General features: G+C 36.3%; 9 protein-coding genes. 6 read left to right on the top strand and 3 right to left on the bottom strand.

All coding sequences use genetic code 11. The features are described from left to right. Nucleotides 1–188 precede the first annotated feature (188 nt). On the top strand, nucleotides 189–1181 hold the full coding sequence (locus tag MSHOH_RS19235; protein ID WP_048142125.1) for a cation diffusion facilitator family transporter: 993 nt from the start codon (nucleotides 189–191) through the stop codon (nucleotides 1179–1181). A 466-nt stretch (nucleotides 1182–1647) separates the two neighbouring features. Here MSHOH_RS19235 and MSHOH_RS23235 read toward each other — a convergent pair whose 3' ends face one another. After that, nucleotides 1648–4059, bottom strand: coding sequence for a PAS domain-containing protein (locus tag MSHOH_RS23235; RefSeq protein ID WP_082089425.1), 2412 nt, complete (start codon nucleotides 4057–4059; stop codon nucleotides 1648–1650). Between the two features lie 442 nt (nucleotides 4060–4501). On the opposite strand from MSHOH_RS23235, the gene MSHOH_RS19245 reads away from it, so the two are divergent. The 5 genes from MSHOH_RS19245 (at nucleotide 4502) to MSHOH_RS19265 (ending at nucleotide 13966) form a co-directional block, all read left to right on the top strand. Then, entirely contained in the window at nucleotides 4502–4969 is a 468-nt protein-coding gene (locus tag MSHOH_RS19245; protein WP_048142127.1) for a peroxiredoxin, read from the top strand. A gap of 546 nt (nucleotides 4970–5515) precedes the next feature. Then, complete coding sequence (locus MSHOH_RS19250; protein WP_052730938.1) at nucleotides 5516–6313, top strand: chitosanase; 798 nt, start codon at nucleotides 5516–5518, stop codon at nucleotides 6311–6313. 818 nt (nucleotides 6314–7131) lie between these two features. Continuing rightward, on the top strand, nucleotides 7132–7938 hold the full coding sequence (locus MSHOH_RS19255) for a chitosanase (RefSeq protein ID WP_052730939.1): 807 nt from the start codon (nucleotides 7132–7134) through the stop codon (nucleotides 7936–7938). Between the two features lie 1024 nt (nucleotides 7939–8962). Then, nucleotides 8963–10018, top strand: a complete 1056-nt coding sequence (locus MSHOH_RS19260; protein ID WP_082089426.1) for a chitosanase — start codon at nucleotides 8963–8965, stop codon at nucleotides 10016–10018. 1332 nt (nucleotides 10019–11350) lie between these two features. After that, nucleotides 11351–13966: a disaggregatase related repeat-containing protein gene (locus MSHOH_RS19265; protein WP_082089427.1), complete on the top strand. Its 2616-nt coding sequence runs from the start codon at nucleotides 11351–11353 to the stop codon at nucleotides 13964–13966. A 1104-nt stretch (nucleotides 13967–15070) separates the two neighbouring features. Here MSHOH_RS19265 and MSHOH_RS19270 read toward each other — a convergent pair. Together MSHOH_RS19270 and MSHOH_RS19275 are read right to left on the bottom strand one after the other, a co-directional pair. Next, entirely contained in the window at nucleotides 15071–15307 is a 237-nt protein-coding gene (locus tag MSHOH_RS19270) for a hypothetical protein (protein ID WP_048142128.1), read from the bottom strand. Between the two features lie 867 nt (nucleotides 15308–16174). Continuing rightward, nucleotides 16175–16993: a hypothetical protein gene (locus MSHOH_RS19275; protein ID WP_052730940.1), complete on the bottom strand. Its 819-nt coding sequence runs from the start codon at nucleotides 16991–16993 to the stop codon at nucleotides 16175–16177. Nucleotides 16994–17267: the final 274 nt, after the last annotated feature.

Here is a 17267-nt window from a genome sequence, read left to right on the forward strand (position 1 = left end):
ACTACTCAGAATTATACATCTGAGAATTAGCAGAAGAGAGCATCTAACAATATAAATAGTTCATGAACTTCTGAAAGAGAACCTTTATATCTGTTAATCACTTACGTAGGTTTTCCTATCTAACGTATATAATAGGAGTATCAATTCTAAATTTATTTTTAATTAAATCGCGGCTTTTCTGAGAAATTATGAGAGGAACTGATAGTGCGGATGATAAAATTCTCTCTCGCTCCAAGGAGACTGAAGATACACGATATTCCCAGGCAATTCACGTGACAAAGGCCGGGATGGCTTCAAACATTTTGCTGACATGTTTGAAGTTTTTTGCAGGGATAATGGGCAATAGTTCGGCAATGATTGCTGATGCCGCTCATTCCACATCGGACTTCATGACTGATATCGCAGTAATAGCAGGCTTGAAAGTTGCAAGAAAACCCGGAGACAGCACGCATAATTACGGGCATGGGAAAGTCGAGACTCTATCTGCTGCGTTAATAGGACTGGTACTAATTATTGTGGCTTTCGGAATATTCTGGGGCGGACTCCAGAAGGTTATTGCTTTTTTCCAGGGAGAAGTACTGCCAGTTCCCGGCAGAATCGCTCTTGTTGCAGCAGTCCTTTCAATTGTGATAAAAGAATGGCTGTACCGTTATACAATGATATATGCACGGAAACTCAGGAGTGATGCCCTTACTGCAAACGCCTGGCACCATCGGTCTGATGCTTTCTCTTCCATAGGGACAATGATAGGAATCGGGAGCGCAATCCTTCTTGGAGGCAGGTGGGTAGTACTTGATCCTGTAGCTGCAATTATATTGAGTTTCTTCATTTTCAAAGTGGCATTCGATATTTCATACAAAAACCTTAACGAATTACTGGAAGCGTCACTCGATTCGGCAACCTATAAAAACATTGAAGAGACCCTGATGTCCATAGATGGCGTTCTCGGTTTCCATGAATTAAAGACCCGTAAAATAGGTAATGCAATGGCTGCAGATGTACACATCGAGGTAGACAGAAACCTGAACATCGTAGATGCACACGAAATTTCAGTGCAGGTTGAAGACAGGTTAAAGGAAGTCTGTGGCAAAAACGGTTACTTTTCAATTCATGTAGAACCCTGTTCTGACCCTGAATATTCGGAATACGAAGGGAAAAACAAAAAACAGGAACTCTCCTGAAACAGGATGTTCCTTTTAAACTATATGTTACCTTATTATAAGCCACCCTCAACTTTCTTTTTATTGTTTTAAAAAGAGAACATATAACCTGCAAATAATTCTTGATTTTGTGATGGATTTCTTTTATACGGGCTTCCTCAGTTTTTTGAAGAGCCTCCTCTGCCTTTTTACGTTCGGAAATATCATGAACAAATTTCTGAAACTGCCAGGAAGTTCTTGATTCTTCCGAAAAATCTTCTCAACAGCTCTACTTATAAAAAGTATATATAAAAATTGATCCTGTTTGTTTATCAAATCGGCAACCTATAAGGCCCTTGATATTTTGTAGCAGTGAAAAGTAGGCTCTTTCAGGCAAAGTCAAAAATTCTAAAGCCAGACAACAAATATAAGTTTATAAAAGTGCTTTGTTTTCCAAAAAAGTTAGAGTTTTAGGCAACTGTAGATTAAATGTGACAGACAGCAAAAATCAGAAATCTTCTCCTTTATTGATTCGTATTATGAATTCCGTTCCATTATCCTTCTTAAGTTCAAGATCTCCATCCAGCTGGTTTACCAGAGTACTTACCAGTTGAAGACCAAGTGTATCAGGATTTTCGACATCGACACTTTCTGAAATACCTATTCCGTTATCGGAAACAGCAACATAAATACCTTGAGATTCAAATGCTTTGTTTTTAAATCCTTTATCTTTAGCTCTATCAAACATGATTTCGTTTTTTACCGTTTTATTTAGCCTCATACGAATTTCCCCTTTCCTCTGTCCGGGAAATGCGTGTTTTAAGGAATTGGAAACAAGTTCATTGATAATGATTCCCAGGGGAATTGCGGTGTCCACATTAAGAAAAACATCTTCCTGCAGATCTGTTTTCAGGTCTACGCCTGGGTGATCAAGCCTGTAAGTCTGAAAAAGGTTTTCACTCAGTTTCTGAATGTATGCTGCAAAATTCAGGGTCTCTGCGCCCTTTTCCTGATAAAGTTCTTCATGGATAAGAGCCATGGATATAATTCGGTTCTGGCTCTCCCTGAAAGCTTCTCTAACCTTCTCATCTTCGAAATTTTCAGCCTGGAGACTGAGCAGGGATGAGATGACCTGCAAATTGTTTTTGATCCTGTGGTGGATTTCTTTGATGCGGGCTTCTTTCATCTCAGCAAGGGCTTCTTCAGCTTCTTTTTTTTCGGTAATGTCATAAACCGCTCCCTGGTATTTATCTGGCTTTCCATCTTTTCCGGGAATCTTCTGATATAATTCATTTACCCATACTGATTTTCCGCTTTTGTGTATTATTCTGTACTCAAACTCAGTATCGTGAGCACGAGGAGAATTTTTAATCCACATTACCTGTTTAAGTACGGCAGGCAGGTCTTCGGGATGAACTATATCCATCCACCAGACTCGTGTGGACATGAAATCCTCTTCGCTGTATCCGGTTAGTTCTTCAACAGCCCCGTGAGTGAATTCAGGAATAAGGTTTTCATCAAGCTGGAACGCAATTCCTTTGAAGTTCTGTGTAAATGAACGATATTTTTCCTCACTTATCTCCAGCCTTTCCTGGGCAAGCTTTCTTTCAGTAATGTCTTTTATTACTCCAAGGAGTTTGTAAGGCTTGCCGGTTTCGTCCAGAAGGCAGACTCCATTATCCTCAGCACAAAAATAAGTTCCGTCTTTTTTCCTGAACCTGAACTCTATCCTGTACTTTCCTCCCCGCTTCCAGGCTCTTTCAAGCTCTTCAGTCGTGTGCTTCAGATCTTCAGGATGAATATATCCTATCCAGACATTTTTAGGAGTTTCGTAGAAATTCTGAGGAAGATAGCCAGTAACTTTTTCGACCGCACCTTGAAGGTAGCCCCTGTTACTTCTAAAATCGTAATCATATACTATCTGTTCTGTCTGTTCCATAACAATTCGGTACTTCTCTTCATTTTTTTCTAATTGATTGCGGACAAGTTTTTGTTCCGTAATATCCTTCACCACTCCAAGAACCCTATGAGATACTCCATCATGGTTTAGTAGATAAGTTCCCGTATCTTCAACGTCAATGTAAGCTCCGTCCTTTCTTTTGAGCCTGTACTCAACACGATCTCTTCCACCTGTTCTTCTGGCCTGCATGAATTTTTCTAGCACGTATTTCCTATCATCAGGATGAATATGCCTGACCCAGTCATCCAGGTCAAACTTCTTTACTTCGCCTATACCATACCCGAAAACCTCTTCAACAGCCCCTGCCAGAGAAAGTTTATTATTGTCAAGATCGTTATCGTATACGAGCTGCCCTGTCTGTTCGGTAACGATTCTATATCGCTCCTCATTCTCCTCAAGAGCTTTTTCTGACATTCTAAGCTCAGTAATATCCTGGAGGACCGTAACAAGCCCCATGACTTCTCCATTTTCATCCCTAAAGGTCGACCTGTTCACAAGAAATATTCCGCTGGTGCCATCCGCAAATGTCACTTCCTGCTCGTGAGTTTTGTTCCCTCCGGATTTCAGAATATGTTTATCCAGTTTATCCCACTCTTTACAAATATCAGTAAAACACTTTCCGCTTACCATAGACCTTTCAGGAAATGTCTCTACAAATATTGTACAGACTTCAGGTAAAGTGTGCCCAATGACTTTTTCCTCAGGAAGACCGAAGAGACGCCTGGAGAAACTTTCATTGATTCCAAGATATACCCCGTTTTTATCTTTATAAGAAATCGGATTAACCATTGTGTTAATCATACTTTTAAGAAACTGAGAGTCGACCTGAGCTACCGGTTCTTCTTTTGGTCCTTTGTTGACATTTGCGGGAACCGAACTGCAGAATACGTCACTTGTAACCTGTAATTTTTTGATTCCCCTGCCTACCAATCCATGAGACTGCTGCTGGTTATTTGTCATAGAATTGACCCTTCTCCCACTTATTAAGTTCCTGCTGTTAAGCAAACGGATAAAACCCCGAAATTTTCCCTATTAAATTATCCGGTAAACTCCAGAAATCTTGCCAGCAATAGATTAGATTTTCAGACCTTTGCATAAAACAAAGTTACATGTTCAATATACGTTCAATTAATTCTATGTTTTTTATAAATTTATATGTATACATTATGTTACCCCGTTATCAGATCACTAACTTATAGATTAAATTGCAATCCGGAAGACTAAGCAACGCAGAGTTCAAGAAAAAGTAGCTTAGTTTCAGAAATTAAATGATCAAAAGGATAGGGTTAAGGGAACAGAGACCTAAGGGACCCGGTTTACAAGAGATAAAAGTCAGAAATACTGGCTGTTAGAGCTATTAATAACTTAAATAGATAGACAAATATTAAATTGGGGAAAACTTATGACAAACAAGATAAAAATAGGGGAAACAATCCAGGACTTTAGGTTAAGGGATCAGAAGAGGGAAGAAGTGCATCTTTATGACCAGAAAGGAAAAAAAGTCCTCCTGTCATTTCACCCGCTTGCCTGGACACAGGTCTGCGCACAGCAGATGAAATCACTTGAAGAAAATCATGAGCTTTTTGCCGGACTGAATACAGTACCCTTTGGTATAAGCGTAGATCCCATGCCTTCAAAAAAAGCCTGGGCAAGGGAGCTTGGAGTTACCTATATCAAATTTCTTTCGGATTTCTGGCCGCATGGAGAAGTTGCCAGAACTTACGGAATATTCAAGGAAAAAGAAGGCGTCTCTGAAAGGGCGAATATAATTATTGACGAAAACCAGAAAGTGATATATTTCAAGAAATATCCGGGGCACGAGCTTCCGGATATAAAAGAGATCATAGATGTTCTGAAAAAACATCAGTAAGTAGATAAAAGAATTTTTGATTTCATAGCAACGACTCCGTGAACTCAATACTTTTTAAACAGATCTTCGTTTATAAAAATAGATTTGGGAACTAAAGTGACCTAGACTACACGTAAATATTGAACATAATTAGAAAGATAGCTTCCACTTCTAGTAATTAATTTTTTTAAAGTTTTAAGTGATGTAAGAGGATAATATTTTTGAGTTTCTGTAATAAAATTTGCTTTTTAATTTTAGTCTAGAACTGAAAGTTAATTGTTGCATTTGTATTATGTAAGGATGCAAAGATATATGAAGATACAAAGATATATTAAAATGCGAGAATATTTTTTTAATAAAGTTGACGGTGAATAAGACCATATAACAAAATTCATAAATTTAATCTTTAAAAAGAGGAAACAGAAAGATATCTTCAAAATAAGAAAAATATGCATTCTGCAGTGCCAAGGGTTTAGTCAGGGCATATTTCCTGCCAAAAAGGGTAGGATTTGACCAATGGCTCCAAAATTAACTAGACATCACATGAAAATTACTTAGAGAGATTATATGAAGATTGATAAACATTTTATATGGTTTCTTGCTCTTTTTGTTCCATTCGCTATGATAGTTACTGTTGTGCCCACAGTAGCTGCCGAAGACACCTCAAACATGAAAAAAATAATACTCCAGATGACCATAACATTAGAAAACAGTGATACTCAGCTACATTTTAATTATGCCGAAAACCTTGGGGACGGGCGTGGTATTACACTTGGATGTATAGGGTTCTGCACCGGGACTTATGATGGAAACATTCTAATAAAACACTACACAGAACTGAATCCTGATAATGCCCTGGCAAAACACATACCTGCTCTGAATAAAATCGACGCTGGTTCTCACAATGCAGCAGGTGGAGACGGAAATCCAAGCACGGCAGGTCTTGATGGTTTCATTAAAGATGTACAGAACTGTGATGACCCTCTTTTCAAGAAAGCTCAGATTGATAAGCTTGACGAGCTGTACTATAATCCTGCAATGAAAATTGCAGATTCCATAGGCGCCAAAAATGCACTTACTAAAGCTTTTATCTATGATATGTGTGTCAGGCATGGAGTTGACGGGGCAGAAAGAATTGTAAAGAATGCAGGCACAAACCCAAAACAGGGAGCTGATGAGAACACATACCTTCAGAAACTAATTTCACTCAGGGATGAAAAATTAAAGCAGGAGGGACTTGGGGACGTAAACAGAAATCAGGGATATAAAAATGTCCTGAACAGCGGAAATGTTAATCTTAACACACCATTTACGTTCGTTGCTTATGGAGAATCTTTCACTATTGATGGTAACTTAAATCTATAAATGAATTCTAGCAAAAAATTACTGAAGATGTAAACGATTCCAGTAGTGCTGTAATAAATAATAAGTATTAAGATCTAACCGGGTTAAACTTGATTGACTTACTCTTTTTTAGAGTATTTAGCCATAAATGACTTCTGCTGCCATCAGTCTTTTAACCATATTGGTGAGATAGTCATATCTTACAACGTACCTCTTTTTACTGGATTCAGATAGCAGCTTTAATTAAACTTTGAGTCTCTTCTTCTTATAAACATCAGTATTGTACTAACTTTTGAAAGACTATTGCATAGGCAAGAACTCTTATGTTTATTCAAGAATTTTTATTGTTATTAAATAACAATAAAGTTGCGCTGGCGCACCCTGCTGCAAACAAAGGGGGTATGTTCCGCGCCAGCGCTCAAAAAAGGATTAGGAACTATTGTTTGTACGAAAGATATTTATAAAGGAAAACTCTCTTTACATTGATGAATTTTTCTAAAGTTTTAATCAATACCGGGATATCTCTGCGTTTCTACAATATGTTTTGATACTTAAATCAGTTTAAAATCAGAAATTAATTGAAGCAATTATGTTATATGAGAAAGCAGCGATGTTTTCCTATTTTTTAGAAAAGTTCGAGAAAAATAAGGTAACAGAATAAAATGCATAAGTTCACGCCGTTAACAGGAAAAAACAAAAATAATCTAGGCAATAGGAAAATACGCATTCTGTAGTTTCAGAAGTTTGATCCGGGTATATTTCCGTAGCTAAAATGGGTTGGATTTGATCAATAATTCTCAAATCAACTAACATCGGAAGGTTATTTGGAGAAAAATAGTATGAAAATTGATAAACATTTAATATGGTTTCTTGCTCTACTTGCCCTACTTGCCCTATTTGTTGTGATGATTACTTTTATACCCACAGAAACTACCGATCATCCATCAAATATGAAAAATGTAATACTCCAGATGACCTCGACACTGGAAAACAGCGATACTCAGCTACAATTTAATTATGCTGAAAACCTGGGAGATGAGCGTGGTATTACGTTTGGATGTGTTGGGTTCTGCACCGGGACTTACGATGGGAACATCCTTATAAAACACTATACAGAACTAAATCCTGATAATACTCTGGCAAAATACATACCTGTCCTGGATAAAATAGATACTGATTCTCACGACGTAGCAGATGGAGACGGAAATCCAAGCACAGAAGGTCTTGATGGTTTCATAGAAGATGTACAGAACTGTGATGACCCTCTTTTCAAGAAAGCTCAGATGGACAAAGTGGATGAATTCTATTATAATCCTGCAATGGAAATTGCAGATTCTATTGGCGCAAAAAATGCACTTACTAAAGCTTTTATATATGATATGTGTGTCAGGCATGGAGTGGACCAGACAGAAGGCATCATAAAGGATGCTGGCACAACCCCAAAACAGGGAGCCGATGAGAACACATATCTCTGGGAATTAATTTCACTCAGGGATGAAAAATTAAAACAGGAAAATATCGGAGACGTAAACAGAAACCAGGGATATAAAAATATCCTGAACAGCGGAAATGTTGATCTAAAGACTCCATTTACGTTCGTTGCGTATGGAGACCACTTCACTATTGATGGAAACTTAAATCTATAAATGAATTCTAGCAAAAAACTACTGAAGATGTAAACGATTCCAGTAGTGCTGTAATAAATAATAAGTATTAAGATCTAACCAGGTTAAATTTGACTGACTTGCTCTTTTTTAGAGTATTTAGCCATAAGTAACCTCTACTGCCATAGTTCTTTAAACAAATTAGCGAGATAGTCTCATCTTATAATATAGTCCTGAAAAACTTCTGATTTTCCGTTTTACCAGATAACAGGTGTTTTTATTCATATTACTTTTATTTTTCTGGAGTAGGGCACTCTCAACTCCGAAAAGAATTAGCAGTCAAAAAATAAATTGACATCATAAGATTTAATCTGTCTCAGGGCATCAATTTTTCTGGACAAACTTCCCAATATCTGCCTATTCTTGCTGAAGTTTGTACCTTTGAGTCTCTTTCTATAATAAACATCAACATTTTACTCTTTTTTGGAAGACTATTACACGGATAAGACATCATATATTTATTTAAGAATTTTTATCGTTATTTAATAGAATAAATGAAAAAAGTGAAGAATCTGGAATATTTAATATTTGCTTCATAAGTTTACATCCAAAAATCGAGAACGTAAGAGCTTATAGAAACTAGAAAAGAGTCAAGAACTATTTATTTGTACGAAAGATATTTATAAAGAAAAAATCTCTTTACATTGATGAATTTTTCTAAAGTTTTAATCAATACCTGGATGTATCTCTGCGTTTCTATGATACGTTTTGACACTTAATTTTAGTTTAAAAGTATAAGTTAATTGCTTCAATAATGTTATATGATAACGCAAAGATATTTTCCTGTTTTTTAGAAAAGTTCGAGAGAAATAAGGCAATAGAATGAATTGCATAAATTTAAGCCGTTAACATAAAAAAAACAAAAATGCTCTCGGCAATAAGAAATATGCATTCTGTAGTTTCAGGGGTTTGATCCGGGTATATTTTCGTGGCTAAAATGGGTTGGATTTGATCAATAGCTCCAAAATCAACTGAATATCGGAAAAATTATTTGGAGAAAAACAATATGAAAATTGATAAACATTTAATATGGCTCCTAGCTCTATTTGTTTTGATGGTTACTGTTATACCCACAGCAGCTGCCGAAGACACATCAAACGTGAAAAAAGTAATACTTCAGATGACCACAACGTTAGAAAACAGTGATACTCAGCTACATTTTAATTATGCCGAAAACCTGGGAGACGGACGTGGTATTACATTTGGTTGTATAGGGTTCTGCACCGGGACTTATGATGGAAACATTCTAATAAAACACTACACAGAACTGAATCCTGATAATACCCTGGCAAAATACATACCTGCTCTGAATAAAATCGACGCTGGTTCTCACAATGCAGCAGGTGGAGACGGAAATCCAAACGTAGAAGGATTATCCGGATTTATAAAAGACGTTCAGTCGTGCAATGATCCTCTTTTCAAGACAGCTCAGATGGACAAACTGAATGAGCTCTATTATAATCCTGCAATGAAAATTGCAGATTCTATAGGTGCAAAAAATGCACTTACTAAAGCTTTCATCTATGATATGTGCGTCAGGCATGGAGTTGACGGGGCAGAAAGAATCATAAAGAATGCAGGCACAACCCCAAAACAGGGAGCCGATGAGAATACATATCTTCAGAAACTAATTTCACTCAGGGACGCAAAATTAAAACAGGAAGGTGCAGGGGACGTAAACAGAGATCAAGGATACAAAAACGTCCTCAACAGCGGAAATGTTAACCTTAACACCCCATTTAAGTTCGTTGCATATGGAGAATCCTTCACTATTGACGGTAACTTGGATCTTGGTGAACAGCAGCAAGAAACCACAGATGAAGAAGAGGACAATTCCAGTGACGATGTAATAGATGAAACAGATGAAGAAGAGGACAATTCAACTGATGATGTAACAGATGAAACTGAGGATGAGAACAATTCCGGGGATAAAACAAAGAATAGATACTCAGACAGAAATTACAAACATTCATATAAGGATTATGGAGACTCAAACAAGAATTATAGATATTCGGAAAAGACCTATAAAAAAACAACTAGTACATGCGCAAAAAGACACTAATCCTCAAATCATTGATGTTTCCAAATTTATAGTCAATGAATAAGTGAAATCCCCCTCCTATTTTCAGAAGTAGGAAGGGGACTTCATAACTTAGAATTAAATAGGTGCTTGCTGTTGAATGCGAAATCAGAGAATCTGAAGAGGTAAACTTTGATTGCTTACTCTTTTCTATACTATTTAGCCATAAGTGACTTATGCTGTCATTAATGCCATTTAACCAAAATTAGTGAGATAGTCATGCCTTGCAGTGTACCTCTTTTTTTCAGATTCAGATGTCGCTTATAATCAAAATGTGTCCTAAAAAATTGGGTTAATATCAACTTTTCTATTGGAATCTATTGCCGGAGTAGTGCACAGCCAGTTCCTAAAGGGGCTCGCAGTCAAAAGATAAATCGATACCATAAGATTGCATCTATTTCAAGACATTAATTTTCTCAGACCAACTTTCCAATCCCTTCCAGTCATAGCTGAACCTTGCACCTGCGAAACTCTTTTCTCATAAACATTAGTATGTACCTATTTTTGCAGAGGATTATTACACAGGCAAGGCCGCTTATGCCTCCTTTGAGAACGTTTCGTTTCATTCATCAGAACACATGAAAAGTGTAAAGCTCTGCAATATTCAATATTCAACATTTAACTCTTAAGTTTTTGCGTTATAAAATTAAGTACTTAAAGACCTGCATAAGCTGGCAGAAAATGAAATTATTAAAGCTCATCCTAAAAATTCAGAACTGTTTCTGGAATTTGATCTTCGGAGTAATAACTCAAGTTCAGAAGCATGAGAAAATTGTGTAAAAATAAATGGGAAGTAAAATTGACTAATAATTTTTTAATTTTGTGACGAATTACCCCATAATTTACGACTATATTTATTATCAATCTTATTATATATAAACAAATTCATAAATTTAGATAACTAAGAACTATAAATATAAAGAAAAATATTTATAAAGTTATGTTCAATTTCTATTCATGAATTTTTCTAGAGTTTTAGATCATATAGAGAATATATTTTGCGTTTCTATAGCATGTTTTTACTTTTGACCTTAGTTAAAAACCGCAAGTTAACTGCTGTAAATATGATATGAAAACGCAAAGATAATTTATCAAATTTTTAGAAAAGTTCGAGATAAACCAGATCGGAGATTAGAATTCATAAACTTAACCTGTAGAAATAAAAAAAACAAAAATGTCCTTGACAATACGAAAATAGGCATTCTGTAGTACTGGAGTTTTAATCCGGGTATATTTCAGAGCCAAAAAGAATTGGATTCGATCAATGGATCCCAAATTAACTAAACATCGGAAAAAATTAGTTGGAGAGACAGTATGAAAGTTAATAAATACTTAACATTTTTCCTAGCTCTATTTGTTTTGATGGTTACTGTTACGCCCACTGGAGCTGCCGAGAATACCTCAAACGTGAAAAAAGTAATACTTCAGATGACCACAACGTTAGAAAACAGTGATACTCAGCTACATTTTAATTATGCCGAAAACCTGGGAGACGGACGTGGTATTACATTTGGTTGTATAGGGTTCTGCACCGGGACTTATGATGGAAACATTCTAATAAAACATTACACAGAACTGAATCCTGATAATACCCTGGCAAAATACATACCTGCTCTGAATAAAATCGACGCTGGTTCTCACAATGCAGCAGGTGGAGACGGAAATCCAAACGTAGAAGGATTATCCGGATTTATAAAAGACGTTCAGTCGTGCAATGATCCTCTTTTCAAGACAGCTCAGATTGATAAGCTTGACGAGCTGTACTATAATCCTGCAATGAAAATTGCAGATTCCATAGGCGCCAAAAATGCACTTACTAAAGCTTTCATCTATGATATGTGCGTCAGGCATGGAGTTGACGGGGCAGAAAGAATCATAAAGAATGCAGGCACAACCCCAAAACAGGGAGCCGATGAAAACGCATATCTTCAGAAATTAATTTCGCTCAGGGATTCAAAATTAAAGCAGGAGGGACTTGGGGACGTAAACAGAGATCAGGGATATAAAAACGTCCTCAACAGTGGAAATGTTAATCTTCAGACTCCCTTTAAGTTCGTTGCATATGGAGAATCTTTCACTATTGACGGTAGCTTGGATCTTGGTGAACAGCAGCAAGAAACTACAGATGAAGAAGAGGACAATTCCAGTGAGGATGTAATAATAGAAGCTGGCAACCGTTTGCGTGAGGCTTCTCCTGATATTGTCTACAAGAGTTCATCCTTTATTGACGTGGGTGGAATGAACAGTGTCAGATATAGAGACATAATGTTATTTAACCTGAGTGAATACACCAATGCATCCCAGATTGGAAATGCAACCCTTTCTCTCTACTGGTATTATCCTGAAGGAAGTACCAGACCTCAGGATACTATAGTTGAAGTTTACAGACCAGCTTCTTCCTGGAACGCAAATTACGTAAGCTGGAACAAAAGGGACAAAAACGTTGCGTGGAATAACGCAGGAGGAGACTGGTATGACAAAAACGGCATCTTGCAGGGCAGCACTCCATATGCTACATTTACCATAAAAGGCAGTAGTATTCCTGACAACAGGTACTATCAGCTGAATGTAACAGACCTTGTAAAAGAATATGTTAGCGGCAAGTACGAAAACACGGGATTCCTGATAAAAGCGCGTAGTGAGAGTAATAACTATATTGCATTCTACAGCAGTGACTGGACAAATGAAAACCAAAAACCAAAGCTTAACGTGACAGAGGAAGCAGCTTCAGTAATTGTGCCTGAACCTGATGTAAATGCAACTGTTACCGATGTAAAGGATAACCGTCTCAGGGAAGCATCTCCCGAGATAGTTTATCAGGACAGTTCCTTTATTGATGTTGGAGGAATAAGCGATGTCGGCAGATACAGAGACGTTATGTGGTTTAATCTGAGTGAGCATAATAGTTCTGAAGTCAGTAATGCAACCCTTTCCCTTTACTGGTATTACCCTGAAGGAAGCTCAAGGGCACAGGATACTATAATTGAAGTTTACAGGCCTGCTTCATCCTGGAATCCGGCCTATGTAAGCTGGAACAAAAAGGATAAAGGCATTGCATGGAATAACGCAGGAGGAGACTGGTACGATAAAAACGGAGTTGCACAGGGCAGTACTCCTTATGCCATACTCGTCATTAAAGGCAGTGAACTTCCTGACAACAGGTACCATCAGCTGGATGTAACCAATCTAGTAAAAGAATACGCCAGCGGGAAATACGAGAACACTGGATTCCTGATAAAAGCGCGTACAGAGAGTAGTAACTATATAGCTTTCTACAGCAGTGACTGGACAAATGAAAACCAGAAACCAAAGCTTAACGTGACAAAGAAAGTATCTGTAACTCCAACTGTAAATGCAACTCTCACAGGTGCAACGGACAACCGTTTACGTGAGGCTTCTCCCGACATTGTCTACAAGAGTTCATCCTTTATTGACGCAGGTGGAATGAACAATGTCAGATACAGAGACATGATGTGGTTTAACCTGAGTGAGTACACCGGTTCTACCGAAGTTAGTAATGCAATCCTTTCCCTTTACTGGTATTATCCTGCAGGAACCTCAAGACCGAATGACACCATAATAGAGATTTACAGGCCTGCTTCTTCCTGGAACGCAAACTACGTAAGCTGGAATAAGCGGGACAAAAACGTTGCCTGGAAAAATTCCGGAGGAGACTGGTACGATAAAAATGGCGTTTCTCAGGGTAGCATTCCGTATGCTACAATAACTATCAAGGGAAGTAGTCTTCCTGACAACAAGTACCACCAGCTGAATGTAACAGACCTTGTAAAAGAATATGTTAGTGGAAAGTATGAAAACACAGGATTCCTAATAAAAGCACGCACAGAAAGCAATAACTATGTTGCATTCTACAGCAATGACTGCGGAAACGAAAGTCAGGTGCCAAAACTTCAACTGGTATACAGCTAAAGGCTCAGATGTCCTTTAAGGAAGTACTCCGAAACGCTGGCTGCAGAAAAGATTAATTCTCCAATGCTTGCTTTTCGGAAAAACCCTTTTAGTTTTTGATAATATAACCTATTTGGCTTATTCTTTTCCAGAATATTACCCATAGTAACTTCTGCGGCTATTAATGTTATTTAATCAAAATTAGTGAGTAGCCTCTACCTCCAAAACACCTATTTTTTTAGGATTAGGGTGTCATTTAAAATCAATCAATTCTAAAAAATTGATTTATAATTTTGCTTTTTTGTTCCCAGAGTTGCCTCAATCAGTGCCTGATACCAGAAACTTTTTCAAAAAATCCTGAAATAGATATTCGGCCCGACGTCAAATTCATGAAGATTTTGGAGGACTTCTGTGAAATAAGCAAAAATAATTCCCAGCGAAATAGCGAATTTTAAAAACTTTAATAAGTTTTTACATTAATTTCATGCAATCGCTACCTTATTAAGAATCAATTTATCCGATTTTATTTGTGGAATCAAATGGACTTTTACGACGCTCTTAAGGTAAAGCACGCTCAACCTACTAACCTTTTTTAAGACCATCTTAAGCTCATTTACGGAAACAGTTTATTATTAATATACTCAGAATTATAAATAAATATGGAAAGATAGATTCCACTAAAGATAAAAAAATTGATACAATAATAAAGTCATTAAAAGGTATAGAAAATAAATTACGTGAACTGGTATAAATAATATACAGATTATAAATAAATAATAGGATGAATGTAGCAATAAATAATTTTGCGTAACTCGATTTTTTCATAGAATATCTAGGTTTTCTCTTCATTCTACATAATAAATATAAAATAAATAATATTATTAAAACAACAATTACAATGTAAAAAATGGGTATTTCATAAAATGTTTTAGCGTGGAATACTTCTATCATTTATTTGAACCTCAATATTAAAAATTTGAATATTCAGACATTCCTGTTAATATCTGAATATCAAAAGACCTATATGTCTAAAAATGCCGAATTAAGCGTAAACATCGCATGTTGTAATACCATGACCTTCTTGTGATGTACAGCCAAGAGGCAATACTGAATAGTGTTCAGTTACTAAATTTGCGTAGTTCCGCAAAAATCGACTTTTACATACGCTGGAGATATGACAGACGAATATGCTAATCTGTAAATGCCAAACCTTGAATTTATATCACGAGGCTGGACTATCGCTTTTGCTTCTTGTGGAGTCTTCCAACTTATTTTTTGTTTTTGAAGGTTTTTGACAATATCTTTTGGAAGCGTTTCTAGATATCCAGGGCCTACTTCCTCCATGAATTCAGCAATAGTCATATATTTCCCCAGAATGAAGCTATAAGTGTACTGTTATCTGTGGAGAAATAGAAAGACTTTGCTTTATTATTCTTTGTCGCTGTATTGACATTTCCACTTGCTGTTGCTAAGGAATTAGCAAAATTGCCAAAATGAATATTCCGATTACAAGATTTTTACTTATTCTCATTTACCTAACTTATATATATTTTTACTAGGAAGGTAATATCAAGCAAGCTTAAATATATGCAAAGCTAATCCGATAATGCTTCTTAGGCAGATATTATGGAGTTCAGGTGATTCTGGAAAAATCTTTTTTGAACTCTATAAATTCCTCTTACTTAACTCTTTATAAGTTTTGTGTCCACAGTCTCGAACTATGCGATTTTCAGATTCAAAATGAACCTGAAATTATTCTTCGATCTTTGTCAGTTGGATGATTTGGCCAATAACTTTATGTGTGAACATATTGCCTTAGCTCATATTCAAATATATAAAAAATAACTGATACAATTTTACAGTCAAATAATTCGATATTTAGAGAAATCTATATTAAATCTAGACATATGCATTAATTAATCGTAATATACTGATGAATAAATTCACGTATAAGGCATTCTCCAATGAATTACAAGCTCCGAGTTGAGAGATCATCCCGTTCTAGGACTATCAATAACACCATTTTTTATGAGTCTATTAATTATGAGTTTAGACTGAAAATAGTCGTAATACTTTCCATATAATCAGCAAAATGTCAAAACTCTGTCACTAAAAAAGTTGAGATATCACAACTAAGAAGTTTTTCCTTTAAAACATTAGGAAAAAATAGTTGAGCTTTTGAAGTGAGGAGGATTGATTGATTATACCTTGAAACACCGAAGATTCAAATTATAAACGCTTGACTATCAGAGACGATAAAACTCCTAGAATGACTATTATTGAAGTAAATCCAGGCGTTTGGTGTGTTGATGTTTCACGATCTGTGCCCTCTTTATCTTCATCAGATGATTTTGCTTGTTCCCCTTTATCAAAAATTATCTCTTCGCCTTTATCAGGTGATTCTACCATTTCCTCTTCACCTAAAATGATCTCTTCACTTTCATCAGGAGAATCTGACGGTTCAGCTTCATCTAAGGTTATTGTTGTAGACTTCATAAAAACGACTGGTACTTCACTTATTCCTTCTTGTTCACAGTGATCATTTATTATTAAATATATTTCATCAAAGAAAGAATCATTAACACTTTCCGGAGATTTTTCATCGATAAACACATTTAGATATCCCGCAAAGAAATAACCAAACCCAATCAATGGTACACCATTGGATTTCATGTAAGGCTGAAGTTCATCCCTGAAACTATGGATACATTTCTCTGCTTTTTTTTCCCATTCAGCTTTTTCAGCAGCATTGGTAATTACAGGCATTGTCCCCCGAGTAGTTATGAACCAGCGTTCATTTTTAATTTTCTCAAAAATCTCAGGGTCGTAATTAAATGCAGGGAGCTCGTCATCATATTCTGAATCATTTAATTGTTCGTCATCTGCATTTGCAGAAACAGTTAATGTATAAAGAAATAACGTAAATATTAACAATAACATAGGTATCGAGACTCTGCCAGTTTTACTTTTCTTGAGCAGTTTACCAGCTCCGAAAATATATTTTATCCAAGAATAGTACGGTTTCCAAATTTGTTGAATTGCTGCCAATAGTTTCCTGACGATTATCCAACTTATATTCACAAGTCATTAATTCGATGAGAATATATAATCTATCTAGGCATAACTAAAACCTTAAGGGATAAACCAATTCAGTGATTTTTTCTTCGATATCAATAGATCCAAACTTTTTGGTATACCGTCAATATCTGGCAGAATTTCTGATATGAAACAATGTTATGTGTGAACTATACTCACAGAGATACTGTGTGGTTCTGGAATGAGATAATACACGATAGCAATTATAGCAATCAAGATTGCAACA

Origin of the sequence: Methanosarcina horonobensis HB-1 = JCM 15518 (genome assembly GCF_000970285.1) — an archaeon.
GTDB lineage: Archaea > Halobacteriota > Methanosarcinia > Methanosarcinales > Methanosarcinaceae > Methanosarcina > Methanosarcina horonobensis.

Excerpts from the sequence above, each read along its gene's own strand:
- MSHOH_RS19235 (WP_048142125.1), top strand. The coding sequence starts at position 189 with ATGAGAGGAACTGATAGTGCGGATGATAAAATTCTCTCTCGCTCCAAG.
- MSHOH_RS23235 (WP_082089425.1), bottom strand. The coding sequence starts at position 4,059 with ATGACAAATAACCAGCAGCAGTCTCATGGATTGGTAGGCAGGGGAATC.
- MSHOH_RS19245 (WP_048142127.1), top strand. The coding sequence starts at position 4,502 with ATGACAAACAAGATAAAAATAGGGGAAACAATCCAGGACTTTAGGTTA.
- MSHOH_RS19250 (WP_052730938.1), top strand. The coding sequence starts at position 5,516 with ATGAAGATTGATAAACATTTTATATGGTTTCTTGCTCTTTTTGTTCCA.
- MSHOH_RS19255 (WP_052730939.1), top strand. The coding sequence starts at position 7,132 with ATGAAAATTGATAAACATTTAATATGGTTTCTTGCTCTACTTGCCCTA.
- MSHOH_RS19260 (WP_082089426.1), top strand. The coding sequence starts at position 8,963 with ATGAAAATTGATAAACATTTAATATGGCTCCTAGCTCTATTTGTTTTG.
- MSHOH_RS19265 (WP_082089427.1), top strand. The coding sequence starts at position 11,351 with ATGAAAGTTAATAAATACTTAACATTTTTCCTAGCTCTATTTGTTTTG.
- MSHOH_RS19270 (WP_048142128.1), bottom strand. The coding sequence starts at position 15,307 with ATGACTATTGCTGAATTCATGGAGGAAGTAGGCCCTGGATATCTAGAA.